Here is a 24341-nt window from a genome sequence, read left to right on the forward strand (position 1 = left end):
CCATGGTTCCGCACCTAAGCACTGCCCTCAAGGGGCCGCTGCTGGAGATCGAGAGCCGTTTCCTCGAGGCCTTGCCGGAGATCCTGCGTTTGACCGGCCTCGAGGTTCGCCTGGGTTCGCTGTCGCCGGACGTCGTCAAGCCGACGACCGTCGACCTGCCGGACGGGTCGACGCTGCTGCTCGAGCCGCTGTTGCGCCGGCAAAACCGGCTCGGTCTTGACGACTTCGACCCCTGTGCGATCCTGCTCAACAACGATCTGTCGAGCGGCATTCCGGCGATCCTGCGCGATCTCGACGAGCAGTTCGTCCGGCCGCCCTTGCACGCCGCTTGGGCGGTGCGCCGCAAGTCGAACCACTTCGCCGCCTACGACGAGGTCGCCGGCGATTTTGCCCGCCTGATCGGCATCGACCCGTGGCGGATCAATCCCTACTTCGCGGTTTGCGAGGCGGTCAATTTTCACGAGCGGCAGGGTGAGGAGTGCCTGGCGGCCAACGTCGATGCGGTGCTCGGGCTGATTCGCGAGAAGTACCAAGAGTACGCTATTTACAAGACGCCGTACGTCGTCGTCAAGGCCGATGCCGGCACCTACGGAATGGCCGTGATGACCGTCAAGGACACGTCGCAGGTGGTCGCGCTCAATCGCAAACAGCGCAACAAGATGTCGGTGATCAAGGAAGGCCTGGCGGTCTCGCAGGTGATCATCCAGGAAGGCGTGCATACTTTCGAGCAGGTCGGCAGCGGTGATCAGGCCGGCGTCGCCGAACCGGTGGTGTATATGATCGATCGCTTTGTCGTCGGTGGCTTCTACCGCGTGCATGGCAGCCGCGGCCGCGACGAAAGCCTGAACGTACCGGGAATGCATTTCGAGCCGCTGGCTTTCGAGACCAGCTGTTCGCTGCCCGACCAGTGCCAGAATCCAGACGCCGCGCCAAACCGCTTCTACGCCTACGGCGTCGTTGCCCGCCTGGCGCAACTCGCCGCGGCGCTCGAACTCGAGCGCACGGCGCCCCTTGAGGAGCAGCTCGCATGCGCATAGCCTTCGTCGTCGACCCCTTGCCCTTGCTCAAGGCCTACAAGGACACCAGTATCGCCATGATGCGCGCCGCGCAGGCCGCCGGGCACGCCATCTGGGTGGTCCAGCAGCCGGCGATCCACTGGTCGGCGGTGCACGGCGTGTGCGCCGAAGCGGTGCACCTGGAAATGCTCGCCGACGATGACGACTGGTTCGTCGAGGTCGATCGCCACGTCGTCGCGCTGCGCGATTTCGGCGCCGTGCTGATGCGCAAGGATCCGCCTTTCGATGCCGAATACGTCACCACCACCTGGCTGCTCGAGCGCGCCGAGGCCGAGGGCGCGCGCGTCTTCAACTCGCCGCGGGCCTTGCGCGATCATTCCGAGAAGCTGTCGGTCGCCGAGTTTGCGTCGTTTGCCGTGGCCAGCGTCGTCGCCCGCGACCCGGCGCTGATCCACGCCTTCGTCGAGCGCGAGCGCGACACCATCCTGAAGCCGCTCGACGGCATGGGCGGTAGCGAGATCTTCCGCGTTCGCCACGATGACCCGAACCGTAACGTGATCGTCGAGACGCTGACGCACCACGGCGCCAGAACGATCATGGCGCAGCGCTACATTCCCGAGATCAGCGACGGCGACAAGCGCATCCTGATCGTCGGCGGCGAAGTCGTTCCCTATTGCCTGGCACGCATTCCCAAGGCCGGCGAGACGCGCGGCAATCTGGCCGTTGGCGGCCGCGGCGTGGCGCGCGCGCTGAGCGACCGTGACCGCGAGATCGCCGGCACGCTGGCGCCGGTGCTCGCCGCGCGCGGCCTGTTGCTGGTCGGCCTCGACGTGATTGGCGACTGGCTGACCGAGATCAACGTCACCAGTCCGACGTGCTTCGTCGAAATCGCCGAGCAGACCGGCTTCGACGCCGCCGAACTGTTCGTCGCCGCGCTGGAGCGGGCGTGCGCATCCGGCGCCTAGTTTTCCTGTTCGTTCTGCTGGCGAGCCTGGCGGCCTGCGGCAAGGCGCCCTTGCATTACCAGCAGGCTTTCGTTTTTGGTACCCGTGTCGAGCTACTGATCGCCGGACTTCCGGAGGACGCGGCGCGTCCCGCCGCCGCCGCCGTGTTGCGCGAGTTCGACCGCCTGCACCGCAGCTACCACGCCTGGAAGCCTTCCGAGCTGAGCGCGCTGAACGAGGCCATCGCCGCCGGCCGGACGCAAACGGTGTCGCCCGAACTGGCCGCACTGATCGGCGAAGGGCAGCGTCTGTCGCTCGCCAGCGAGGGGCTGTTCGACCCCGGAATCGGTCGCCTGATCGCTCTCTGGGGTTTTCAGTCCGACGATCTGCCGGCGGCGCTGCCCGACGCCGACGCGCTGGCGGCCTGGCGGGCGGCCAGGCCGGGGATTGCCGACCTGCACCTCGATGGTCTCGAAGTCAGCAGTGAAAAGCGCGCGCTGGCGCTCGACTTCGGCGGTTACCTCAAGGGCGTAGCGCTCGACCGCGCGGCAGCGATTCTCAAGGAGCAGGGCGTGCATAACGCGCTGATCAACATCGGCGGCAACGTCCTGGCGCTGGGCAGCAAGAACGGTCAGCGCTGGCGGGTCGGTATCCAGCATCCGCGGCAACCGGGTCCGCTGGCGACTCTCGAACTCGACGATGGCGAGGCGATTGGCACCTCGGGCGATTACCAGCGCTACTTCGAGGTCGCCGGCCAGCGCTATAGCCATCTGCTCGACCCACACAGCGCGCAGCCGGCGACGGCTAGCCAGGCACTGACCGTGCTGATCACGCCGCGCGTCGCCGCCGGCACGCTGTCTGACGTCGCCAGCAAGCCGCTGTTCATCGCGGGCAGCGATTGGCCGCGTCTGGCGCGGGCGCTGCAGGTCGAGCACGTGCTGCGCATTGACGCCGCCGGGCGCCTGCAGGTCAGCCGCGCGATGCACGCTCGGCTGGACTACAGCGGCGGCCAGCCGAAGTCGCTCGAAGTCATGCCATGAGACCTTTACGGATCCTGCCGAGTGACCGGGAATCGCTTAGAATGGCGGCCTGTCTGGCTGGCTGGGGGTGGCGGTAATGATTGGAATCCTTCTGATATCGCATGGTTGCTTTGGCGAAAGCCTGGTCCAGAACGCGTGTAATGTCCTCAACAAACGGCCGCCGCTGATCGCCCAGCTGGGCGTGTCGTGGCAGGATGACCCGCTCGACCTGCTGCCGCTGGCTCGCCGGCGCTTGCAAGAAGTCGACGGCGGCAGCGGCGTTCTGGTGATGACCGATATCTTTGGCGCGACGCCGGCCAATCTGTCGCTCAAGCTGCTCGAACCCGGTCGCGTCGAAGGCGTTTCCGGACTCAGCCTGCCGATGCTGCTGCGGGCTCTGACGTATCGTGAGAAAGGGATGGAAATTATTTTGCAGAAGGCCGTCAGCGGCGCCCACGACGGCGTCATGAAGCTGACGACATCGTAGCTGGCCAAGAACAGGAGCACCGAATGGTCCGTGTCGAAACGGCAATTCTCAATAAACTGGGGCTGCACGCGCGTGCGTCGGCGAAGCTGACGCAACTCGCCGCCAGCTTCGTCAGCGAGGTGTGGATGGAGAAGGGCGCCCGCCGGATCAACGCCAAGAGCATCATGGGGGTGATGATGCTGGCGGCTGGCAAGGGTTCGACGGTGCTCGTCGAGACCTCGGGCAGCGACGAGCAAGAGGCCAGCGCCGCGCTCCTGGCCTTGGTCGCCGACAGGTTTGGCGAGGCGGAGTGAATCGCTTATGAGTTTTACGCTACATGGTCTGCCGGTTTCCGGCGGCATTGCCATTGGTCAGGCGCACTTGATGTCGCACGCGACCCTCGAGGTGTCGCACCTGCATATCGCCCCTCGTCAGGTCGAAAGGGAGGTCGCTCGCTTCGACGCGGCGCTGGCCGAAGTGCGCGACGAGTTTGCCAGCCTGAAGGACCGCATGCAGCACGCACCCGGCGAATTCGGCGCTTTCATCGACCTGCATACGATGATTCTGGCCGATCCGGAACTCGCCGAGACGCCCAAGCAACTGATCCGCGAGCGCCGCTGCAATGCCGAATGGGCGCTGGTGCAGCAGATGGAGGTGCTGGTCGGGCAGTTCGAGAGCTTTGAAGACCAGTATCTGCGCGAGCGCAGCTATGACGTGCGGCAGGTCGTCGAACGGGTGATCAAGGAACTTGTCGGCCAACCGGGACGGATGGCGCTGCGCACCGGCAAGGGCGTCAAGGAGGAGGACCTGATCGTCGTCGCTCACGACCTCTCGCCGGCCGACGTCATCGCCTACAAGGACCATCACTTCGCGGCCTTCGTGACCGACGTCGGCGGCTCGACGTCGCACACCGCGATCCTGGCGCGCAGCCTGCGCATCCCGGCAGTGCTCGGTTTGCACAATGCTCGGCAATTGATTCGCGACAAGGAAGTCCTGATCGTCGATGGCACGCGCGGCGTGCTGATCGTCAACCCCGACGCGCGCGTCCTCGACGAGTATCGGCTGCGGAAAAGCCAGATCGAACTCGAGCGCTCGAAGCTGCGGCGGCTCAAGACGGCGAAATCGTCGACGCTGGACGGCGTAGACATCGCCCTGCACGCCAACATCGAACTGCCGGGCGACGTCGCCAATGCGCTCGACGGCGGCGCCGAAGGCATCGGTCTGTTTCGCACCGAGTTCCTGTTTCTCGATCGCGGCGACATGCCGACCGAGGACGAACAGTTCGAGGCCTACCGGACGGTGGTCAAGGGCATGGGCGGCCGGCCGGTGACGATCCGTACCTTCGATCTCGGCTACGACAAGGACCTGCATCCGGAGAAAGTCGTCGGCGATCGCATGCAAAGCAATCCGGCGCTGGGCCTGCGCGCCATCCGCCTGTCGCTGGCCGAGGTGAACATGTTCCAGACGCAGCTGCGGGCGATCCTGCGTGCGTCCCGGCACGGCAAGATCAAGTTGCTGATTCCGATGCTCTCGCAGGCGCACGAGATCGACCAGTCCCTGGCGGCGATCGAGCGCGCCAAATCGAGCCTGCGCGGCGAGAACGTCGCTTTTGACGAGGCCATCGAGGTCGGGGCGATGATCGAGATTCCGGCGGCCGCGCTGGCCGTTGGCCTGTTCCTGCGCCGCCTGCATTTCCTGTCGATCGGCACCAATGACCTGATCCAGTACACGCTGGCCATCGATCGCAGCGACGAACAGGTTGCGCATCTCTACGATCCGCTGCATCCGGCGGTGTTGATGCTGCTGGCGCACACCATCGCCAGCGCCGAAAAGGTGCACATCCCGGTTTCGATCTGCGGCGAACTGGCCGGTGACGCGTCGCTGACGCGCCTGCTGCTGGGCATGGGACTGCGTCAGTTTTCGATGCACCCAGGGCAGATCCTGTCGGTTAAGCAGCGCGTCATGCAGAGCAATTGTTCCGAGCTGGCGCCGCTCGTTCGCCGCCTGCTGCGCCACGAGGAGCCCGGGAAAATTCGCGAGCAACTGGAAAAACTTAACGGCTGAATTGACTTTTCCCCAGGCTGCAGGTAAGTTTCGCCGCCTTGGCGCCGATTTGACCGAGCAGCTTGCGGGCGCCCTATAAATACCGCTAAAGCGTGGCAAGCCCGGTCTGCGCTGATAGCTGACCGGGTTTTTTTCTGCCCTTGTTACCGATACGATTACGATGTCACCCGAGAATTCTGTCGGACTCGTTGTGCCGCGGCGCATGCAGTTCGATACGCCACTGATACTGAAGAGCGGTGCTCAGCTACCGGGTTTCGAACTGGTCTTCGAAACCTACGGCACGCTCAACGAAGCACGTTCCAACGCCGTGCTGGTCTGCCACGCACTGGCCGGCAGCCACCACGTGGCCGGCCGCTATGCCGACGACCCCGAGAACATCGGTTGGTGGGACAACCTGGTCGGCCCGGGCAAGCCGCTCGATACGCGCAAATTTTTTGTCGTCGGCGTCAATAACCTGGGCGGTTGCTACGGATCAACGGGCCCCCTGTCGATCAGGCCGGAGACCGGCAAGCGCTATGGCGCCGATTTCCCGCTGGTGACGGTCGCCGACTGGGTGGCGGCGCAAGCCCGCTTGGCCGACCGCCTGGGTGTCGACACCTGGGCCGCGGTCGTTGGCGGTAGCCTCGGCGGCATGCAGGCGCTGGAGTGGTCGCTGCAGTTCCCCGATCGCATCCGGCACGCCATAGTCATCGCCTCGGCTCCCAAACTGTCGGCGCAGAACATCGCTTTCAACGAGGTCGCGCGGCAGGCGATCATTTCCGATCCGGACTTCCACGGCGGCTACTACGCCGAACACGGCGTCGTGCCGACCAGAGGCTTGCGGCTGGCACGAATGGTCGGCCATATCACCTATCTGTCGGATAGTCAGATGGCCGATAAATTCGGTCGGCAACTGCGCCATGGCGAGCACAAGTTCAGCTACGACGTCGATTTCGAGATCGAGTCGTATCTGCGCTACCAGGGCAACAAGTTCGCCGCTTTTTTCGACGCCAATACCTACCTGATGATGACCAAGGCGCTCGACTATTTCGACCCCGCCTACGACTATGGAGGCCATCTGGCGAGTGCTCTGGCGCGCGCCAAAGCCCGGTTCTTCGTCGCCAGTTTCTCGACCGACTGGCGTTTCGCGCCGGCACGCTCGCGGGAGATCGTCTTTGCGCTGCTGCAAAACCGCCTGCGCGTGGTTTATGCGGAGATCGATTGCGACGCCGGCCACGACTCCTTCCTGCTTGACGATCAGCACTACCATGCCCTGCTGCGCGCCTACCTGGGGAATATCGCCGTATGACCGAGCACGAAAGGAGAGCCAGGGCCGAGCAGCGCGAGCGCTTCGATTTTGCGGTGATCGCCAACTGGTTATCGCCCGGCGAACGCGTTCTTGACCTCGGTTGCGGTGACGGCAGGCTGTTGCGCTACCTCAACGAAACGCGCGACGTCACCGGTTACGGCGTCGAAATCGACCATGGCAGCGTTCTCGGCTGCATCCGCAATGGCGTCGATGTGATTCAGATGGACATCGAGTGCGGGTTGCTCGGTTTCGAGGATCGCTCCTTCGATCACGTGGTCATCTCGCAGGCGCTGCAGACCATGCGAGCCACCGAGCGCATCCTGACCGAGATGCTGCGCGTGGCCGACGAAGCGGTCGTCAGCTTCCCCAATTTTGCCTATCGAGCCAACCGCGTGGCGATTGCCGCCGGCCACATGCCGGTCTCTGAAGACCTGCCCTACGACTGGTTTGATACGCCGAACGTGCGCTTCTTCACGATCGTCGATTTCGAGGGCCTGTGTGCCCGTCTGGAGATCGAAATCCGTGAGCGCCTGGCGTTCGACGAGGCCGGGCAAGAGGTCGCCGACGATCCCAACCTGAACGGTAGTCTCGCCTTTTATCGGCTCGGGCGAAAGTCTTGATGCCCGATTGGCTGCGCCTGCTGCTGACCCGGCGCATGCTGATCTGCGTGTTCACCGGTTTCAGTTCGGGTCTGCCGCTGTACCTGCTGCTGAACCTGTTGCCGGCCTGGCTGCGCAGTGACGGTGTCGACCTCAAGGTCATCGGCTTCTTCGCGCTGATCCAGTTTCCATACACGTGGAAGTTCCTGTGGGCGCCAGCGCTCGACCGCTATCGCCTGCCGCTGGGCCGCCGGCGTGGCTGGATGCTGCTCTCGCAAGTCGGCCTGCTGTTGTCGATCGGCCTGCTCGGAGGCTTCTCGCCGGCGACCAATCTGACGCCGGTGATCTGGCTGTCGGTCGCTCTGGCGTTCCTGTCGGCGACGCAGGACGTGGCGCTCGATGCGTTTCGCCGCGAGATCCTCAGTGACCAGGAACTCGGGCTCGGCAACTCGGTGCATGTCAACGCCTACCGGATTGCCGGGCTGGTTCCCGGCTCGCTGTCGCTGATCCTCGCCGACCTGATTCCCTGGTCGCAGGTATTCTGGATTACCGCTGCTTTCATGTTGCCGGGTATGGCGATGGTCCTGCTGGTCGACGAGCCGCCGGCGCTGGCTGCGCCGAAGACGCTGCGGGCCGCGGTCGTCGAGCCCTTCAACGAGTTCGTCGGCCGCCAGGGCTGGCAGGGTGCGGCGCTGGTGCTGGGCTTCATCTTCCTCTACAAGCTCGGCGACTCACTGGCGACCAGCCTGTCGACGCCCTTCTATCTCGACCTCGGCTACAGCATGACCGACATCGGGGTGATCGCCAAACACGCCGGCCTGTGGCCGGCCGTATTCGGTGGCCTGCTTGGTGGGCTATGGATGGTGCGCCTGGGGATCAACCGCGCGCTGTGGCTGTTTGGCGCCGTGCAGATGGCGACCATCCTCGGCTTCGCCTGGTTGGCGTCGCGTGGCGTACAGCCGCTGATCGACATCGGCGATCGCTTGGCGCTGGCCGGGGTGATCGGCGCCGAGTACCTCGGCGTCGGGCTGGGAACCGCGGCGTTTATCGCCTTCATTGCCCGGGCCACCAACCCGGCGTTTACGGCCACGCAGTTTGCCTTGTTTACCAGTCTTGCCGCGGTTCCCCGGACCTTCATCAACGCCACCGCCGGGGCGCTGGTCGAGTCACTGGGCTGGGTCAACTTCTTCTTTCTGTGCTTCGTGCTCGCCGCGCCGGGCATGCTGCTGCTGTTCAGGGTTGCCCCTTGGAACGAGACGCCGACGTCACCGAGGCGCTGATTGCCGCCGCCCGGCAGTTGTCGGCAAGGCTGGCGACGCTGCGTTTCGCGCCGCCCGTTACGCATGTCTACGATCCGCTGACCTATGCCCGGGCCGCGCACGAAATGTACTTGCGCCGCTACGCTGCCGGTCGTCGGCGGGTGCTATTTCTCGGCATGAACCCGGGGCCTTTCGGGATGGTGCAGTGCGGTGTGCCGTTCGGAGAAATCGCCGCTGTACGTGACTGGCTGGCGATCGATTGCCCAGTCGAGACGCCGACAGTGGAGAATCCGTGGCGGCCGATCGAGGGCTTTGCCTGTCGCCGTTCAGAAGTCAGCGGGCGGCGGCTGTGGGGATTGTTCCGCGAGCGCTTCGGCACCGCCGAACTTTTTTTTGCCGAACACTTTGTCGCCAACTATTGCCCTCTGGCATTTTTCGAGCGGGCGCGCAATCTGACGCCGGACAAATTGCCGGCTGCCGAGGCGGCAGCGCTGCAGGCGGCGTGCGACGCGCATCTGCAGACCATGGTCGCGGCACTGCAGCCCGAATGGCTGATCGGCGTCGGCGCTTTCGCCGAGGCACGGGCGCGCCAGGCGCTGACCGGAACGAGCGTCAGAATCGGGCGGGTGCTGCATCCGAGTCCAGCCAGTCCGGCCGCCAATCGTGGCTGGGCGGCAGCGGCCAGCAGCCAGTTGGCAGCGCTTGGTGTCTGGGAATGAAGAAGTGAAGAAAGGATGCACCGCGGCGCGTTGCAGTTCGGCTGGCGCTGTGACCAAGGCCCGGCGGCCGTGAGCTTGTCGCCGGCCTGGCCGCTCTACGGGCGCGGCGTGAGCACGCCGAGCTTAGATATCTCGCTACGCAGCATGCGCCAGGTGCGCCAGGCAAAGAAGCCGCGTTTGCTCCAACGCCAGACACGGCGTGGTTGCACGACGATCAGTAGCGCGACGCCAACAGCGACTATCTCCGGGTGTTGCTTGACGTAATCACGGCCTTGGCGGACGGTCGCCAGCGCCCGGTCGGCGGTCTGCAAGGCATTGCCGACGGGTTGCAGTTCGTCGGCAAGACGCTGGCGCTGATTGCTGATACGTTCGATCAGTCGGCCGCGCTCGACGGCCAGATCAAGCAGCTCTTGATTCATCGCCAGCGCTACGCTGCAGTTGTCGCCGATCCTCGTCAAGCTCGGCAAGGCTGCTGGCGAAGAGGTGCTTGGGTTGCTGCATGGCACGTTTCAGAGCGCCGTAAGCGAGCGCGCTACAGACCGTGAAGACGGCAATCGAACAAACCAGGACGACGACCCTGCTCTCCCAGAACACGACCACCAGCAAGGCGACCAGCAGGACCGTGCCGATCGCCAGGCAGAAAGCCAGCAGTTGCGACCACAGCAGCAGGCGGACAGCGCGCAGCTTTTCTTCCTTGAGCTCGTTGCCCAGGAGTTCCAGCCGTGTTCGTCCGCTGCCGAGCAGCGTCGCGGCAGCGTCTGCGGCGCCGCCGAACAGGCCGCCGCGGCGTTGGCTGGCAGGCGTCTCGCTCATGCCGCTGGGAGTGGTCGAAAAAGCGTCGACAAAGCGCTCGCGAACGTGCCGCGAGCCACCTAGCGGCGGCTGATCAGCGCGCCGAGCAGCAGACCGACGAAGGCGGCAGCGCCGACCGCTCGCCACGGATTTTCGTGGACGAAATCGTCGGTGGCGCGCGCTGCGGCTTTGGTCCTGTCGACCACCGCCACTTCCGCATCAGCCAGGCGGAGCTTGGCGTCACGCAGCCGTTCGCCGATGCGTTCGCGCAGGTCGCCCATTTTTTCACCGGCAACGCCGGCGGTGGCACGCAGGATTTCCTCTGCGTCGGAAACGACGACTCGCATGTCAGAAACCAGTTTCTGCTTGCTAGAGGCGGACAGTTCGTTATTGACGTCGGGCATGATGGACCTCGCAGTGGAAAGCAATGATAGGGAAGGCGGGTGTAAGCGACTGCCGCAGCAGCGATGAGGCAACACCAGCCAAGCGCTCAATAGTTTGTTCAGGGTATAGAAGTTGCCGGCGTAGATCAATGTCGGCGTGCAGGGCATAGCGTCGTCCTTGCCGGCGCGGCACGGCGCTAGTGTCTAATTGCATTATTAACCGGTAGTAACTATCATGCTTCTCCATTGCTTCGTGGTGGAGGAGATGTGGTGGGACGTGTGGCGGTGGCGCTGTCTTGCACAGCGGAGGTGAAGGAGGAATTGGAGCGTATGTCACGGAGTCGCAGTGGCGAGGTTCGCTTGGCCGAGCGAGCGAGAATCGTGCTGGGTTGTTTGGAGGGTCTGCGAAACGACGAGGTTGCCCGCGCAGTTGGCGTACGTGCGAACACGGTGGGGCTGTGGCGTCGGCGCTTTGCCGAGCATGGTTTGTCGGGCTTGCGTGATGCTGCGCGGCCGGGCAAGCCGGCGAAGTACGGGCAGGATCTGCGTGACCGCATTCTGGCGCAACTCGAACGGACACCGCCGGAAGGTATGGCAAGTTGGGATGGTGGTTCGCTGGCGAAGGCGCTGGAAGTATCGGACGATGCCGTGTGGCGCGTGTTGCGTCGGGAGGGCATCCAGCTGCAGCGGCATCGCTCCTGGTGCGTGAGCACGGACCCAGAGTTCGCCGCCAAAGCAGCGGATGTCATCGGGTTGTACCTTAACCCACCTGAAAACGCGCTGGTCCTGAGCGTCGACGAGAAACCCTCGATCCAGGCTCTGGAGCGTCGGCGCGGCTATGTCCAAACCAGTAGCGGAAAGGTGGTTCAGGGACTGAAAAGCACCTACAAACGCCATGGCACGGTCAACCTGTTCGCCGCCCTCGAAGTGGCCACCGGCGTCATTCCAGATTTCCTGATCTCGGAGGAAACCGGGTTGGCACTTCAGACAAGAGTGAAGGTCATTCTTGCCCCGGTTTCCGGATGCGGAAAATCTTGCAGGGTGAGTTCCTCGAGGAGCGCGGCGATAGCGCGATCATGAGCTGGGCTGGCCATCCGGTGAATTTTGATGGTCAGGGTGTTGGCTAGCGCGTTCGGTTCGATGTCAGCGGAAGAAACGAACAATTCGCGAATGAGCGCACGTGCGTCGTCCTCCTTCTTCAAGTGGCGGCGCAATAGCGCCACCATGGCGGTCTCGGCCCGGTAGGCGACCATTTTCACGGTATCGCAGAGCATCTTGTTCAGCGGCGGCAGTTGGGTCGGTCGCTCGGCCTCGGGCAGACTGTCGATCGTCACCTTTCGGGGGCTTGCCTTGCGCGCCGCGCAAAGTCGCTTGAGCTCCTCCTGAACGGCCTGCAGTGCTTCGACAGACTCGGCGTTTTTCTGGATTTCGCCGCCGTCGTTCAAGGCCGTCCTGGCGATTGCGGCCTGCAGTTTTCTTTCGCTCTGGCGGGTTTGCCTGACGGCCTTGTCGAGTTCCCGCCAGCGGGGGTTAACGACCTGGTGAGTGCCGGGAAGAGAGTCGTCTCCGTACTCGATAAGTCCATCAATATCATAATGTTCCATCATGTACGCGAAGTAGTTTTCCTGGCACCAACGGGCGAACATCCGCCCAGCGATGGTGGTGTTTCCGAGTTGCCGGGCGGTCGTGATCACGGCTGTTTGATGTCCCGTCTGGGTCAGCCGACGAACTTCGCTCACGGCCAGGCTGCCATCGCCTGTGCCGAGTCGGGTTTCGCGCATGGCGAGTTTCATCCCGGTGCTGCCGCCTGCCGGCAGATGGACTTCCTGTTCCTGAAACACCTCTTCGGACCAGAGGTCCTTGACGTTCTTGCGGTAGGTCAGTGCGCCGATGCGCTGTTTCCAGAGTCTGCCGAGGAGACTCTGGGTGGCCCCTTCCCGATCGAAGACCATGACAAACCGGTGCAGGGTCGGGTCGGCGTCCAGTTCGGCCGGCGTCGGCTGTCCCGGGACAATCTCCAGCAGTTGGGGGACGATGTCCTTGAGCAGGGTCTCGGCGAGTCCGTCATTGAGCGGCTGCGAAACCACAAAGAACGGGCGACCCAGGGCATCGTTAACCCAGTAGTCGGTGGTGCCCCGCAGGCACAGGCGTTCGCGCGAGACGTAGCGCTTCGACAGCCTGGCCTGCTCGCCGTGATACACCCGAACATGACCATCGACATACAGGTAACCCGCTTCTTCTGGCTCGCTTTCCATCCAGAGCTTCGCGAGATCCCGCATCCAGGCTGCCGGGTCACCCGTCTTGGCCAGCAGATGGACCTTTTCCCGCAGGGTGCGGACTTCCGGTACCCGGTCCAGGCCGATGACTTTGCCGAGTTCTCCGGGCGAGGTTTGTCGCAGATGTTCCGGCCGCTTGATTCGCCCCAGGGCCATGAAGCCGAGGACGAGAAGGATGTGCAAGGCGCTGTAGAATCCCCGGGGCAGCTTGAGATGGCGATCCAGGCCGGTCAGTAGCCCGTTCGCGCACAAGGCCGGCAAGCCGGCCAACAGCCCCCCCATCGCCACATCGTGGCTCGCTTCGAAGCGCGTCGTCGCACCGGTCGCCAATCCCAGCGCCGTTTGGATCCGCTCGTCGGCGCGCGTGCAGGCGGTGCCCATCCCCGCGGCGGCTTCCGCATCCGCCCGGCTGCGCTCACTCTTGGTGCTCGCCGCTTCCAACTCCCCTGCCTCTTGCGGCAAGGCGGCCAACTGCGGCACGCCCTGGCGCCGGATCGCCTTGCGCAGCGTCGACTCCTGGACGCCCACCTGCCGTGCCACTTCGGCAGGACGCTTTCCCTCGCTCAACAGCCGCGCGCATTCGGCACTCTTGTCCGGCGTCATGATCCGCGGCCGGCTCGCCGCCGCCGGTCGAAAGAAAGACGATGGCCCGGCTTTGCGGCTTTGTCCCACCCAGTTCATCAGCGTGCGGTGCGGGATGCACAGCGGTGGCCTTTCCAGTTCGACCGCCTTGACGTGCCCGTTCTCCATCAGGCTGGTCAGAGCGAACCTGCGGCCAGCGTCGTCTCCTACGGGGTGCGAGAAGTAATTGTCTCCCCCAACAAAGTAGATCGCTTGGCCATCCTTCTCCAGAATCGCCAACCCTTCTCCCACTTTCTGCGCACCATCCGGAAACCCTGGAAGCCACGATTGCCTCAACGTCTGCTCCTCCTTGCACTCCTAGCGAAGCTTGGTTTATGCCATAAGAAAATCATGGCCGTCAAAATAAAGTGCCACGTGCAATTCCGGAATTCTACCTACATTCCCGGCCGGGATCAGGAAATCTGCATTCGAGGCAAGACTACCCTAACCAAGAAGCGCGCTGATTTCCAGGCCTTCATGGAGGAGACCATCGCTGATGAACCCGTCGACCGTGAGATCCACGTCATCTTGGACAACCTCAACACGCACAAGAAAAACGACGAGTGGCTCGCCGCTCACCCCAACGTCACCTTTCACTTCACGCCCACCAGCGCCAGTTGGCTAAACCAAGTGGAGATTTGGTTCGGCATCTTCCAGCGCAAGACCCTGAGAAACGCCAGCTTCTCGAGCCTGGATCAACTCGTTGCCGCCATTCACAGCTTCACCGCGGCTTACAACCAGAACGCCGCCCCATTCGCCTGGCGAAAGCGAGAGGTCAAGGGCGCGCAGCTGCGGAATACTATCGTTAATCTATGCAATTAAACACTAGCGCGCGTTTCAGGTGCTGCCCGGGTCATGGTCGTAGTCGATGGTCAGCGGCGCGTGGTCGCTGAAGCGCTGTTCCTTGAAGACCGCTGCGCGCTTCGCCCTGGCCGCGATGGCAGGCGTTGCCAGCTGATAGTCGAGCCGCCAGCCGACGTTTTTCGCCCAGGCCTGGCCGCGATTGGACCACCAGGTATACGAATCGTCGCTAGCCGTCGGGTGCAATTGGCGGAAGGCGTCGCACCAGCCGGCTTCGTCGAGCAGTCGGCTGATCCAGGCGCGTTCTTCGGGCAGAAAGCCGGAGTTCTGGCGGTTGCTCCGCCAGTTTTTTAGGTCGAGTTCCCGATGAGCGATGTTCCAGTCGCCGCCGACGACGACGTCGCGGCCGCTCGTCACGAGTTCAAGGAGTAGTGGGTAAATGAGCGCCATGAAGCGGTATTTCGCCTCCTGCCGTTGCTCCGAACTGGATCCTGAAGGTTGGTAGAGCGAGACCACCGACAAGTTGCCGAAATCAGCACGCAGATAACGCCCTTCGACGTCAAACTCGGCGCTGCCGAGCTGGTCGATGACCCGGTCGGGCTCGCTCCGGCACCACAGTCCGACACCGCTATAGCCCTTCTTTGCCGCGCAATGGTAATAGGCGCGGAAACCAGGCGGCGCGTTCATTTCTTCGCTGAGGTCGGCGTGCTGAGCTTTCAGTTCCTGCAAACAAACGATCTCGGCACGCTGCTCGATGAGCCAGGGCAGGACGCCCTTGCGCCAGGCCGAGCGAATGCCGTTGAGGTTCAAGTTAATGATGCGTAACATAGGGCACCGGGCCGGTAGCGGCCCTGATCCAGAAAAGGCGTTATGGACTTTCGTCAGGAATTTATCGAGTTTGCCGTCGAGCAGGACGTCCTGAGTTTTGGTGAGTTCACGACCAAGGCCGGTCGCCGGTCGCCCTACTTCTTCAATGCCGGCCTGTTCAACGATGGCGCCGCGCTCGGCCGCCTGGCGGAATTCTACGCCAAGGCGATTGCCGCCAGTGGCCTCGCCGTTGATGCTTTGTTTGGGCCGGCCTACAAGGGCATCCCGCTGGTGGCGGTGATTGCCGTGGCGCTGGCGCGGGCCGGGACCAACCTGCCTTTCTCGTTCAATCGCAAGGAGGCCAAGGACCACGGCGAAGGCGGTAGCATCGTCGGCGCGCCATTGGCCGGTCGGGTGCTGATCGTTGACGATGTGATTTCAGCGGGGACGTCGGTTCGCGAGTCGGTCGAGCTGATTGCGGCCGCCGGCGCGACGCCCTGCGGCGTGGTGATCGCCCTTGATCGCATGGAGCGCGGTCGCGGCCAACTTTCGGCGGTGCAGGAAGTGCAGCGCGACTACGGCATCCCGGTGATTGCCGTCGCCAGTCTCGACGATTTGCTGGCCTTCCTCCAGAACCGCCCCGATTTCAGGGCCAACGAGGCGGCGGTGGCGAACTATCGGCAGGATTATGGCATTGCTCGCAGCAGCGGTTAGGCTGGGGCTGCTGCTGGTCGCACTGGGCGTCGCTTCGAGTGTCGCGGCACCGCGCATTTTTTGCTGCCACGACGAATCGGGCAAGCAGGTTTGCGGCGATATCTTGCCAGCAGCGTGCTATGGGCGCGCCTATCGCGAACTCGGGCAGTCCGGGCGGACGTCGAGGGTGGTCGAAGCGCCGCTGACCGCTGCCGAGCGTGCCGCCAAAGAGGCTGAAGACAAGCGCTTTCAGGAAGAGCAGCGCGTGCTCAACGAGCAGCGGCGAAAAGATCAGGCGCTGCTCAATACCTACGGTAGCGAGAAAGATATCGAACTGATGCGCAGTCGCGCCGAGCGTAACCTCGAGGCGTCGATCGCGGCGGCCGAGGAGCGCATTGCCGAGATCCGCAAACACCGCAAGAAGTTCGAGAACGAGGCCGAGTTCTACAAGAATCGGCGTTTGCCGGCGGAAGTGGCCAAGGGCTTGCGCGATGCCGACTACGAAATCAGGGCGCAGGAGTCGGTGATCGACGCGAAGCGCAAGGACATGGACGCGACGCGCCTCAAGTATGACGAGGACCTGCGCCGCTTCATCGATATTTCCAGGCGTGCCGCCGCCGCGCGACGCTGAAACGCTGGCCATCGCCACGGCCAGCGTGGTCGTGCCGGTTCAGGTAATTTTCTTGCGCAGCAGTTCGCTGACCTGCTGCGGGTTGGCCTTGCCGCGGGTCATCTTCATCGCCTGGCCGACCAACGCGTTGAAGGCCTTTTCCTTGCCGGCGCGGAACTCGGCGACCATCGTCGGGTTCGCCGCGAGCAAGGCGTCGATGGTCGATTCCAGCGCGTCACTGTCGGAAATCTGCTGCCAGCCGTGTTTGTTGATGACCTCGTCGGCCGAATTGCCATCGCCGTTCCACAGGGCGTCGAAGACTTTCCTGGCGATATTGGTCGAGATCGTGCCGTCGGCAATGCGCAGGACGATGCCGCCGAGTTGTTCCGCCGACACCGGCGACTCGTCGATCTCCCGGTCTTCCTTGTTGAGCCGGGCGGTCAGGTCGACCATCACCCAGTTGGCGCAGGCCTTGGCGTTTGCCGCGCCAGCGACGGCCACCGCCGCCTCGTAGTAGGCAGCCATCTCAAGCGAGCTCGTCAGCAGCTTGGCGTCGTAGTCCGACAGCGCGTATTCGGCAAGCAGGCGCTCGCGTTTGGCTGTTGGCAACTCGGGCATCTGTGCGGCGACGCGCTCGACCCACTGGCGATCGATCAGCAGTGGCAGCAGGTCGGGGTCGGGGAAGTAGCGGTAGTCGTGGGCGTCTTCCTTCGAGCGCATGGCGCGCGTTTCGCCGCTATCGACGTCGAACAGCACCGTCGCCTGCTCGATCGTACCGCCTTCTTCGAGGGTCGCGATCTGCCACTGCACTTCGTAGTCGATCGCTTGCTGCATGAAGCGGAACGAGTTCAGGTTCTTGATTTCACGTCGGGTCCCGAGCTGTGTCTGGCCGACGCGGCGCACCGAGACGTTGGCGTCACAGCGGAACGAGCCCTCCTGCATATTGCCGTCGCAGATGCCGATCCAGCGCACCAGCGCGTGCAGTGCCCGCGCATAAGCCACCGCCTCGGCCGCCGAACGCATGTCCGGTTCGGTGACGATCTCCAGCAGTGGTGTTCCGGCGCGGTTGAGGTCGATTCCCGAGCGGCCATGGAAATGCTGGCCCTGGCCTTCGTGCAGCGACTTGCCGGCGTCCTCCTCGAGGTGGGCACGCGCCAGGGTCACCACTTTTTCGCTCTCGCCGAGCTGAATCGTCAGCTTGCCGCCGACGACCACCGGCAATTCGTACTGGCTGATCTGGTAGCCCTTGGGGAGGTCGGGGTAGAAATAGTTCTTGCGTGCGAAAACCGATCGCGGTGCGATCTCTGCGCCGACCGCCAGGCCAAACCTGATTGCGCATTCGACGGCGCCCTTGTTGAGTACCGGCAGCACGCCGGGTAGCGCCAGATCGACGGCGTTCGCCTGGACGTTTGGTGCCGCACCGAAGGCCGTCGAGCTGCCCGAAAAAATCTTCGCTTGCGTCGACAGCTGTGCGTGCGTTTCGATGCCGATCACCACTTCCCATGCTTTCATCACTGCGTACTCTCTCTTCAACAACGGCGAGCGCCGGCAGCGCGCCGACGCCGGGACGACCGTCGGGTCATCAGGCGAAGCCACCCGGGCGTTGCAGATGCCAGGAACTGATCTGCTGGTAGCGGTGGGCGACGTTCAACAGGCGGCTCTCGGTGAAATAGTTGCCGATCAGCTGCAGGCCGGCCGGTAGGCCGCCGGCAAATCCGCAGGGCAACGAAATCGCCGGCAGGCCGGCCAGGTTGACGGCGATGGTGTAGATGTCCGACAGGTACATCTGCACCGGGTCGGCGGCTTTCTCGCCGAGCTTGAAGGCGGTGCTCGGGCTGGTTGGCCCGAGGATTACGTCGCACTGCTCGAAGGCCTTGGCGAAGTCATCGGCGATCAGCCGGCGAATGCGTTGCGCCTGCAGATAGTAAGCGTCGTAGTAGCCGTGCGACAGGACGTAGGTGCCGATCAGAATGCGGCGCTTGACTTCGGCGCCGAAGCCCTGCGCGCGGCTCTTGCTGTAGAGCTCGTTGAGGTCCCGGTATTGCGGCGCCCGATAGCCATAGCGAACGCCGTCGAAACGGGCCAGGTTCGAGCTCGCTTCGGCCGGTGCGATGACATAGTAGGCGGCGACCGAAAGATGCGTGCTGGGCAGGCTGACGGCGACCGTTTCAGCACCCAGCCGGCGGTACTCGGTAATCGCCGCTTCGACCAGCTGCATCACTTCCGGACTGCACCCGTCGCCAAAAAACTCTTCCGGCAGGCCGATTTTGAAGCCCGCCAGCGGCTTTTCGCCAGCGCCCGTCTGGAGCTCGCGGCTGTAGTCCTCGGCAGGACGGTCAAGGCTGGTCGAGTCGCGCTCGTCGAAGCCGGCCATGGCGTTGAGCAGCAGCGCGCAGTCGGCCGCCGAACGCGCCAGCGGACCGGCCTGGTCGAGTGACGAGGCGAAGGCGATCATGCCGTAGCGTGAGACCACGCCATAGCTCGGCTTCATGCCGGTGAGATTGCAGAGCGCAGCCGGCTGGCGGATCGAGCCGCCGGTGTCGGTGCCGGTGGCTGCCGGCGCCAGGCGCGCGGCGACGGCGGCCGCGGAACCGCCCGACGAGCCGCCGGGAACGCAACTGTCGTTCCAGGGATTCTTGACCGGCCCGTAGAACGACGTTTCGTTCGACGAGCCCATGGCGAACTCGTCCATGTTGGTCTTGCCGAGCAAGACCGCGCCGGCGGTTTCGAAGCGGGCAATGACCGCCGCGTCGTAGGGGCTGACGAAGTTGCTGAGCATCTTCGAGCCGCAGGTAGTCAACCAGCCGCGGCTGCAGAAAATATCCTTGTGGGCGATCGGGATGCCGGTCAGCGGGCCGCCATCGCCCCTGGCCAGTTGCGCGTCGGCAGCGCGCGCCCTGGCCAGACTGCTGGCCGGGTCGACCGTAATGTAGGCGTTGAGCTGCGGGTTGTGCTGCGCGATACGTTCGAGGTAGAGCTGCGTCAGTTCGACGCTGGAAATTTCTTTTGCCGCCAGCGCTTGCTGGAGGGCCTGCAGGCTGCGCTCGATCATTCGATGACCTTCGGCACGAGGTAGAGGCCGGCCTCGGTTTCCGGGGCGATGGCCTGGAAAGCGGCGCGTTGCTCGATCGTCGCCGACTCGCTGACGCGGTCTGCACGCAGGCGCTGCGCGAGGTCCTGAGCATGCGCCATCGGTGCTACGCCTTGCGTATCAACCGCCTGCATCTCTTCGATCAGGGCGAAAATACCATTCAGGTGGCCGAGCGTGCTCGCCGCCTCATGGTCGCTGATTTCGATACGGGCGAGGTGGGCGACCCGGTGAACCTGTTCTAGGGTGAGCGACATGGTTGGGAAATCACTAAGGTGTTAAACGAGGTAGCCATATAAGGTATCATAAAAGTTTTTCCAACCGCAGCCCCCGCGGGCCATCACGGATTTCGCAAGCATGTTCAGTTTCCTGCGCAGTTATTTTTCGAACGATCTCGCCATCGACTTGGGTACGGCCAATACCTTGATCTATGTGCGCTCGAAGGGAATCGTTCTCGACGAGCCCTCGGTGGTCGCTATCCGGACCGAGGGTGGGCCGAGTTCCAAGAAGACCATCCAGGCCGTCGGCAAGGCGGCCAAGGAGATGCTTGGCAAGGCGCCGGGGGCGATTACCGTCATTCGGCCGATGAAGGACGGCGTGATCGCCGACTTCACCGTGACCGAGCAGATGCTCAAGCAGTTCATCAAGAAGGTGCACGATTCGCGACTGCTGTCACCGTCGCCACGGATCATCATCTGCGTGCCGTCGGGTTCGACGCAGGTCGAGCGCCGCGCCATTCGCGAGTCGGCGATCGGTGCCGGCGCGAGTCAGGTGTTCCTGATCGAGGAGCCGATGGCAGCAGCGATCGGCGCCGGCCTGCCGGTGTCCGAGCCGACCGGTTCGATGGTCGTCGACATCGGTGGCGGAACGACCGAAGTCGGCGTCATTTCGCTGGGCGGCATGGTCTATGCGGGTTCGGTGCGCGTCGGTGGCGACAAGCTCGACGAGGCGATCATGAATTACATCAGCCGCAACTACGGCATGTTGATCGGCGAGAACACCGCAGAAAACATCAAGAAGAAAATTGGCTCGGCGTTTCCCGGCGCCGAGGTGCGCGAGATGGAGGTCTCGGGGATCAACAAGGCCGAAGGAATTCCGCGCAAGTTTACCATTTCTTCGAATGAGATCCTCGAGGCGCTTACCGAGCCGCTGAACAGCGTCGTTTCGGCGGTCAAGTCGGCGCTCGAGAAGACCCCGCCGGAACTCGGTGCCGACATCGCCGACAAAGGCATGGTGCTCACCGGTGGCGGTGCCTTGCTGCGCGACCTCGATCGCTTGCTGATGGAGGAGACCGGTTTGCCGGTGATCGTTGCCGAGGAGCCGCTGACCTGCGTCGCCCGAGGCTGTGGTCTGGCGCTCGAGAAGATGGATAATCTCGGCAGCATTTTCGCTTCCGATTGACGGCGCGCGGCGTAGGCGCCGCGCGTCGCCAACTTTGACGCTCGATTGATGGATCATCAGCCGCCACCGTTCTTCAAGCGCGGGCCGGCACCCCTAGCGCTACTGTCGTTCTATGTGGCGCTGGCGGTTGCCCTGCTGGTCGTCGATGCACGCTTCCGTGCGCTTGAGGTAGTGCGCCAGGGGCTGTCGATGTTCACTCACCCCGTACAGCACCTCGCCCACTTGCCGGCGCAGTTCTTCGACAATGCCGGCAGCTATTTCGCCAGCCTGGTGCGCCTGCAGGACGAGAATGCGCAACTGAAACGCGCCCGCCTCGAGAACGTCGCGACGCTTTTGCGCAGCCAGCAGGTGGAGGTCGAGAACGAGCGTCTGCGCAAGCTGCTTGGCGTCAAGGAACGGCGGCAGGTCAGCGGCCAGGTTGCGCAGATTCTCTATTCGGCGCGCGATCCGTACGCCCGGCGTATCGTCATCGACAAGGGCCAGCAGGACAAGGTCGTCGCCGGGCAGCCGGTCATCGATGACGCGGGAATCGTCGGTCAGGTGACGCGGGTGTTTCCCTTCGTCGCCGAAGTCACGCTGATTACCGACAAGGAGCAGGCGGTACCGGTACAGGTGGTGCGGACGGGTCTGCGCTCGGTCGTTTTCGGCCTCGGCAGCGGCCAGCTCGAACTGCGCTTTGTTCCGGCCAATGCCGATGTCCAGAATGGCGACGTGCTGGTGACTTCAGGGCTGGACGGGATCTTTCCGGCGGGCTTTCCGGTCGCCAAGGTGGTGCACATCGAAAGCGATACCGCCTACTCGTTCGCCCGCATTTTCTGCGTCCCGCTGGCCGCCGTCGAACACTTCAGCGAGGTGATGGTGCTCGACCCGCTGCCGGCGCTGGTCTTGCCGGAAGCGCTGGCAAGCGAGGTGGCGAGCAAGGGCGCCAAGTCTTCGGGTCGCTCCGGGCAGGCGAAGAAAAAGCGCCTCAAAAAGGACTAGCGCATGCAGACCAGCTACTCGTCGTCACGCATTCTGTTACCGGTGCGGCCGTGGTTTATCGGCTTCACCTTGTTGACCGCGCTGCTGCTGAACTTCCTGCCGACTTCGGTGTGGCCCGCCGTGCCCGATTGGCTGGCGCTGCTGATCGTCTTCTGGAGCGTTCGCGAGCCGCGCCTGGTCGGCATGGGGCTGGCCTTCGTTTTTGGGCTGGTGATGGACGTCGCCGATGCCAGTTTGCTCGGCCAGCACGCGCTCGCCTACGTCCTGGCGGCGTATGGTGGGGCGGCGCTGTCACGACGGATCCTGTGGTTTCCGCTGGGTCAGCAAGCTTTGCAGGTCTTTCCGCTACTGCTCCTGGTGCAGTTGGTGCAACTCGCCGTGTGGGCCGTGGTCGGTGCCGATTTCCCCGGCATGGCGTATCTGCTCGGACCGCTCTTTGCCACTTTGTTGTGGCCTTCGCTTACTTTCCTCCTCCTGCTACCGCAGCACCAGGCGGTCGATCGTGATGACAACCGGCCGCTCTGAATCGCTTGACGAGCGCGCGGCGCTGGCGCTGCGGCGCCTTCTGCTCGTCCTGTCGCGGCGCGGCGGCGGGGCACTGTCGCTGGGGGATTGCTCTTGGCTGCTAATCAGTCGCCGCTGAACGCTTCGGATAGCGAGCTCCGTCGCTTTCATTTCCGTGTCGTCCTGGCCGGCGTCGGGGTGGTGTTGGCGCTGGCCTTGCTGGGCACCCGATTTTTCTATCTGCAGGTCGTTCAGCACGACTATTACACGACGCGCGCCGAGGACAATCGCATTTCGGTGGTGCCGATCGTTCCCAATCGCGGCGTCATCGTCGACCGGGACGGCACCGTGCTGGCGCGCAATTACTCGGCGTTCACGCTGGAAATCACGCCGTCGAAGGTGGACGACCTGGAGGCGACGATCGACGGGCTCGGCCAGTTGATCGAAGTCCTGCCCAAGGACCGCCGGCGTTTTCGCAAGTTGCTCGACGAAAGCAAGAACTTCGAAAGCATCCCGATTCGCACCCGCTTGAGCGAGGAAGAAGTGGCGAAATTTGCCGCCAATCGCTATCTTTTCCCGGGCGTCGAAGTCAAGGCGCGACTGTTTCGTCAGTATCCGCTGGGTCCGATCGCTTCGCACGCCATTGGCTACATCAATCGCATCAACAAGCGCGATCTGGAAATGATCGAGGAAAGCGAGCAGGCGGCGAACTACAAGGGCACCGACCACATCGGCAAGACCGGCATCGAGCAGAAGTACGAATTCGCTTTGCACGGCGAAACCGGCTACGAGCAGGTCGAGATCGATGCCGGTGGGCGAGCCATTCGCAGTCTGTCGCACACCCCACCGGTCCAGGGCAGCAGGCTGACGCTGACGCTGGACATCAAGTTGCAGGAAATGGCCGAGAAAGCTTTTGGCGATCGTCGTGGGGCGCTGGTGGCGATCGAGCCGGCGACCGGCGGCATCCTCGCAATGGTCTCCAATCCGTCTTTCGATCCGAACTTGTTCATTGACGGCATTCGCAGTGATGACTGGGATCTGCTCAACAATTCGCCTGACCGGCCGATGCTCAACCGGGCGCTCAACGGGACCTATCCCCCGGGTTCGACGTTCAAGCCGTTCATGGCCCTGGCGGCGCTGGAAACCGGCAAGCGGACGCCCGGCCAGACCATTTCTGACCCCGGATTTTTCAATTTTGCCGGCCACCAGTTTCGTGACGACAAGAAAGGTGGTCACGGCACGGTCGACATGTACAAGTCGATCGTCCAGTCCTGCGATACCTACTACTACATGCTGGCCAACGACATGGGCATAGACGCCATCGCGCGCTTCATGGGCCAGCTCGGTTTTGGCCAGAAGACCGGCGTCGACCTCGAGGGTGAATCGGAAGGCGTGCTGCCGTCGCCGGAGTGGAAGAAGCGTCGTTTCAGGCGGCCCGAGCAGCAGAAATGGTTCGCCGGCGAGACGATCTCGATCGGCATCGGCCAGGGTTACAATTCGTACACGCCGATCCAGCTGGCGCAGGCAACGGCGACCGTGGCCAATAACGGCGTGATGTTCCGACCGCACCTGGTCAAGTACATCACCGATAGCCGGACCGGCGAGCAGACGATGATCGAGCGCGAGCCCTTGCGCCGTTTGCCGTGGAAACCGCAGCATGTCGAAACCATCAAGAACGCGATGATTGGCGTCAATACCCAGGGCACCGGCGCGCGCGCGTTCGCCGGTGCGGGCTATACTTCCGGCGGCAAGACCGGGACGGCGCAGGTGTTCAGCCTCAAGGGCGGCGATTACAAGTCGTCCAGGCTCAAGGAGCATCTCCGTGACCATGCCTTGTTTATCGCTTTCGCGCCGGCAGAGCAGCCGAAGATTGCCGTCGCGGTGGTCGTCGAAAACGGCGGCTTCGGGGCCCAGTCGGCTGCCCCGATCGCCCGCATGGTTTTCGATTACTACCTGCTTGGCAAGTTGCCGCAAGGCGCCGCCAAGGAAGACGATGTCGAGGAGGACTAG

At 63.6% G+C, this 24341-nt stretch carries 24 protein-coding genes, 2 pseudogenes and 1 riboswitch; of the genes and pseudogenes, 18 read left to right on the forward strand and 8 right to left on the reverse strand.

From position 1 onward, the window contains the following. Positions 1-2: 2 nt before the first annotated feature. From gshA to QZ656_RS16055, 10 genes are all read left to right on the forward strand, one after another. Positions 3-1037, forward strand: coding sequence for a glutamate--cysteine ligase (gene gshA / locus QZ656_RS16010; protein WP_291994331.1), 1035 nt, complete (start codon positions 3-5; stop codon positions 1035-1037). Then, complete coding sequence (gene gshB / locus QZ656_RS16015; protein WP_291994332.1) at positions 1028-1981, forward strand: glutathione synthase; 954 nt, start codon at positions 1028-1030, stop codon at positions 1979-1981. Before gshA ends, gshB begins: the two co-directional genes overlap by 10 nt. Next, positions 1969-3000 carry an FAD:protein FMN transferase gene (locus QZ656_RS16020; protein WP_291994692.1) on the forward strand — a complete coding sequence of 344 codons (1032 nt, stop codon included), beginning with the start codon at positions 1969-1971 and terminating at the stop codon, positions 2998-3000. Before gshB ends, QZ656_RS16020 begins: the two co-directional genes overlap by 13 nt. A gap of 76 nt (positions 3001-3076) precedes the next feature. Continuing rightward, entirely contained in the window at positions 3077-3466 is a 390-nt protein-coding gene (locus QZ656_RS16025; protein WP_291994333.1) for a PTS fructose transporter subunit IIA, read from the forward strand. A 23-nt stretch (positions 3467-3489) separates the two neighbouring features. Continuing rightward, entirely contained in the window at positions 3490-3759 is a 270-nt protein-coding gene (locus tag QZ656_RS16030) for an HPr family phosphocarrier protein (protein WP_291994334.1), read from the forward strand. 7 nt (positions 3760-3766) lie between these two features. Then, positions 3767-5509 carry a phosphoenolpyruvate--protein phosphotransferase gene (gene ptsP, locus QZ656_RS16035; RefSeq protein WP_291994335.1) on the forward strand — a complete coding sequence of 581 codons (1743 nt, stop codon included), beginning with the start codon at positions 3767-3769 and terminating at the stop codon, positions 5507-5509. Between the two features lie 31 nt (positions 5510-5540). After that, positions 5541-5615: riboswitch (SAM riboswitch) on the forward strand. Positions 5616-5669: 54 nt separating this feature from the next. After that, positions 5670-6797, forward strand: a complete 1128-nt coding sequence (locus QZ656_RS16040) for a homoserine O-acetyltransferase (RefSeq protein WP_291994336.1) — start codon at positions 5670-5672, stop codon at positions 6795-6797. Then, on the forward strand, positions 6794-7417 hold the full coding sequence (gene metW / locus QZ656_RS16045; RefSeq protein ID WP_291994337.1) for a methionine biosynthesis protein MetW: 624 nt from the start codon (positions 6794-6796) through the stop codon (positions 7415-7417). The genes QZ656_RS16040 and metW overlap by 4 nt, the downstream gene beginning before the upstream one ends. Next, entirely contained in the window at positions 7417-8676 is a 1260-nt protein-coding gene (locus tag QZ656_RS16050; RefSeq protein WP_291994338.1) for an AmpG family muropeptide MFS transporter, read from the forward strand. Before metW ends, QZ656_RS16050 begins: the two co-directional genes overlap by 1 nt. Beyond that, positions 8643-9374, forward strand: coding sequence for a uracil-DNA glycosylase family protein (locus QZ656_RS16055; protein ID WP_291994339.1), 732 nt, complete (start codon positions 8643-8645; stop codon positions 9372-9374). Before QZ656_RS16050 ends, QZ656_RS16055 begins: the two co-directional genes overlap by 34 nt. A gap of 95 nt (positions 9375-9469) precedes the next feature. Here the strand turns inward: QZ656_RS16055 and QZ656_RS16060 are convergent, their stop codons facing one another. The 3 genes from QZ656_RS16060 to QZ656_RS16070 are packed head-to-tail and all read right to left on the reverse strand — an operon-like array spanning position 9470 to position 10570. After that, a complete protein-coding gene (locus QZ656_RS16060; RefSeq protein ID WP_291994340.1) occupies positions 9470-9793 on the reverse strand; it encodes a YqjK-like family protein in 324 nt (107 codons plus the stop codon). Continuing rightward, the gene (locus QZ656_RS16065; RefSeq protein WP_291994341.1) at positions 9774-10187 is read right to left on the reverse strand and encodes a phage holin family protein; all 414 of its coding nucleotides are present in this window, start codon (positions 10185-10187) and stop codon (positions 9774-9776) included. Before QZ656_RS16065 ends, QZ656_RS16060 begins: the two co-directional genes overlap by 20 nt. 59 nt (positions 10188-10246) lie before the next feature. Then, on the reverse strand, positions 10247-10570 hold the full coding sequence (locus QZ656_RS16070) for a DUF883 family protein (RefSeq protein ID WP_291994693.1): 324 nt from the start codon (positions 10568-10570) through the stop codon (positions 10247-10249). Between the two features lie 249 nt (positions 10571-10819). Here QZ656_RS16070 and QZ656_RS16075 point away from each other — a divergent pair. Then, positions 10820-11494, forward strand: a pseudogene (locus QZ656_RS16075) (IS630 family transposase); the annotation flags it as partial. Between the two features lie 38 nt (positions 11495-11532). On the opposite strand, the gene QZ656_RS16080 reads toward QZ656_RS16075, so the two are convergent. Then, complete coding sequence (locus QZ656_RS16080) at positions 11533-13686, reverse strand: helix-turn-helix domain-containing protein (protein ID WP_291992871.1); 2154 nt, start codon at positions 13684-13686, stop codon at positions 11533-11535. 195 nt (positions 13687-13881) lie between these two features. Between QZ656_RS16080 and QZ656_RS16085 the strand changes: the two are divergent. Further along, positions 13882-14268, forward strand: a pseudogene (locus tag QZ656_RS16085) (transposase); the annotation flags it as partial. 15 nt (positions 14269-14283) lie between these two features. Here QZ656_RS16085 and QZ656_RS16090 read toward each other — a convergent pair. After that, a complete protein-coding gene (locus QZ656_RS16090; protein WP_291994342.1) occupies positions 14284-15075 on the reverse strand; it encodes an exodeoxyribonuclease III in 792 nt (263 codons plus the stop codon). A gap of 42 nt (positions 15076-15117) precedes the next feature. Between QZ656_RS16090 and pyrE the strand changes: the two genes are divergently transcribed. Beyond that, positions 15118-15768 carry an orotate phosphoribosyltransferase gene (gene pyrE, locus QZ656_RS16095; RefSeq protein WP_291994343.1) on the forward strand — a complete coding sequence of 217 codons (651 nt, stop codon included), beginning with the start codon at positions 15118-15120 and terminating at the stop codon, positions 15766-15768. Continuing rightward, on the forward strand, positions 15749-16378 hold the full coding sequence (locus QZ656_RS16100) for a hypothetical protein (protein WP_291994344.1): 630 nt from the start codon (positions 15749-15751) through the stop codon (positions 16376-16378). The genes pyrE and QZ656_RS16100 overlap by 20 nt, the downstream gene beginning before the upstream one ends. A gap of 39 nt (positions 16379-16417) precedes the next feature. Here QZ656_RS16100 and gatB read toward each other — a convergent pair whose 3' ends face one another. The 3 genes from gatB to gatC all read right to left on the reverse strand — a co-directional run bounded on the left by gatB (position 16418) and on the right by gatC (position 19702). Next, complete coding sequence (gene gatB, locus QZ656_RS16105) at positions 16418-17869, reverse strand: Asp-tRNA(Asn)/Glu-tRNA(Gln) amidotransferase subunit GatB (protein ID WP_291994345.1); 1452 nt, start codon at positions 17867-17869, stop codon at positions 16418-16420. 70 nt (positions 17870-17939) lie between these two features. Beyond that, positions 17940-19409, reverse strand: coding sequence for an Asp-tRNA(Asn)/Glu-tRNA(Gln) amidotransferase subunit GatA (gene gatA, locus QZ656_RS16110; protein ID WP_291994346.1), 1470 nt, complete (start codon positions 19407-19409; stop codon positions 17940-17942). After that, entirely contained in the window at positions 19406-19702 is a 297-nt protein-coding gene (gatC, locus tag QZ656_RS16115) for an Asp-tRNA(Asn)/Glu-tRNA(Gln) amidotransferase subunit GatC (RefSeq protein ID WP_291994347.1), read from the reverse strand. The genes gatA and gatC overlap by 4 nt, the downstream gene beginning before the upstream one ends. A 100-nt stretch (positions 19703-19802) precedes the next feature. Here gatC and QZ656_RS16120 point away from each other — a divergent pair, with 100 nt between their 5' ends. From QZ656_RS16120 to mrdA, 4 genes are all read left to right on the forward strand, one after another. Beyond that, positions 19803-20846 (forward strand): rod shape-determining protein, encoded by a 1044-nt coding sequence (locus QZ656_RS16120; protein ID WP_291994348.1) that lies wholly within the window; start codon positions 19803-19805, stop codon positions 20844-20846. A gap of 48 nt (positions 20847-20894) precedes the next feature. Further along, positions 20895-21827, forward strand: coding sequence for a rod shape-determining protein MreC (mreC, locus tag QZ656_RS16125; RefSeq protein WP_291994349.1), 933 nt, complete (start codon positions 20895-20897; stop codon positions 21825-21827). 3 nt (positions 21828-21830) lie between these two features. Continuing rightward, positions 21831-22352, forward strand: coding sequence for a rod shape-determining protein MreD (gene mreD, locus QZ656_RS16130; protein WP_291994350.1), 522 nt, complete (start codon positions 21831-21833; stop codon positions 22350-22352). A gap of 93 nt (positions 22353-22445) precedes the next feature. Beyond that, positions 22446-24341 carry a penicillin-binding protein 2 gene (mrdA, locus tag QZ656_RS16135; protein ID WP_291994351.1) on the forward strand — a complete coding sequence of 632 codons (1896 nt, stop codon included), beginning with the start codon at positions 22446-22448 and terminating at the stop codon, positions 24339-24341.

Origin of the sequence: Candidatus Accumulibacter sp. ACC003, from assembly GCF_907163085.1 — a bacterium.
GTDB lineage: Bacteria > Pseudomonadota > Gammaproteobacteria > Burkholderiales > Rhodocyclaceae > Accumulibacter.

Bases quoted from the DNA above. Each gene is read 5' to 3' on its own strand.
- gshA (WP_291994331.1), top strand. From the start codon at position 3: ATGGTTCCGCACCTAAGCACTGCCCTCAAGGGGCCGCTGCTGGAGATC.
- gshB (WP_291994332.1), top strand. From the start codon at position 1,028: ATGCGCATAGCCTTCGTCGTCGACCCCTTGCCCTTGCTCAAGGCCTAC.
- QZ656_RS16025 (WP_291994333.1), top strand. From the start codon at position 3,077: ATGATTGGAATCCTTCTGATATCGCATGGTTGCTTTGGCGAAAGCCTG.
- QZ656_RS16030 (WP_291994334.1), top strand. From the start codon at position 3,490: ATGGTCCGTGTCGAAACGGCAATTCTCAATAAACTGGGGCTGCACGCG.
- ptsP (WP_291994335.1), top strand. From the start codon at position 3,767: ATGAGTTTTACGCTACATGGTCTGCCGGTTTCCGGCGGCATTGCCATT.
- QZ656_RS16040 (WP_291994336.1), top strand. From the start codon at position 5,670: ATGTCACCCGAGAATTCTGTCGGACTCGTTGTGCCGCGGCGCATGCAG.
- metW (WP_291994337.1), top strand. From the start codon at position 6,794: ATGACCGAGCACGAAAGGAGAGCCAGGGCCGAGCAGCGCGAGCGCTTC.
- QZ656_RS16050 (WP_291994338.1), top strand. From the start codon at position 7,417: ATGCCCGATTGGCTGCGCCTGCTGCTGACCCGGCGCATGCTGATCTGC.
- QZ656_RS16060 (WP_291994340.1), bottom strand. From the start codon at position 9,793: ATGAATCAAGAGCTGCTTGATCTGGCCGTCGAGCGCGGCCGACTGATC.
- QZ656_RS16065 (WP_291994341.1), bottom strand. From the start codon at position 10,187: ATGAGCGAGACGCCTGCCAGCCAACGCCGCGGCGGCCTGTTCGGCGGC.
- QZ656_RS16070 (WP_291994693.1), bottom strand. From the start codon at position 10,570: ATGCCCGACGTCAATAACGAACTGTCCGCCTCTAGCAAGCAGAAACTG.
- QZ656_RS16090 (WP_291994342.1), bottom strand. From the start codon at position 15,075: ATGTTACGCATCATTAACTTGAACCTCAACGGCATTCGCTCGGCCTGG.
- pyrE (WP_291994343.1), top strand. From the start codon at position 15,118: ATGGACTTTCGTCAGGAATTTATCGAGTTTGCCGTCGAGCAGGACGTC.
- gatB (WP_291994345.1), bottom strand. From the start codon at position 17,869: ATGAAAGCATGGGAAGTGGTGATCGGCATCGAAACGCACGCACAGCTG.
- gatA (WP_291994346.1), bottom strand. From the start codon at position 19,409: ATGATCGAGCGCAGCCTGCAGGCCCTCCAGCAAGCGCTGGCGGCAAAA.
- gatC (WP_291994347.1), bottom strand. From the start codon at position 19,702: ATGTCGCTCACCCTAGAACAGGTTCACCGGGTCGCCCACCTCGCCCGT.
- QZ656_RS16120 (WP_291994348.1), top strand. From the start codon at position 19,803: ATGTTCAGTTTCCTGCGCAGTTATTTTTCGAACGATCTCGCCATCGAC.
- mreC (WP_291994349.1), top strand. From the start codon at position 20,895: ATGGATCATCAGCCGCCACCGTTCTTCAAGCGCGGGCCGGCACCCCTA.
- mreD (WP_291994350.1), top strand. From the start codon at position 21,831: ATGCAGACCAGCTACTCGTCGTCACGCATTCTGTTACCGGTGCGGCCG.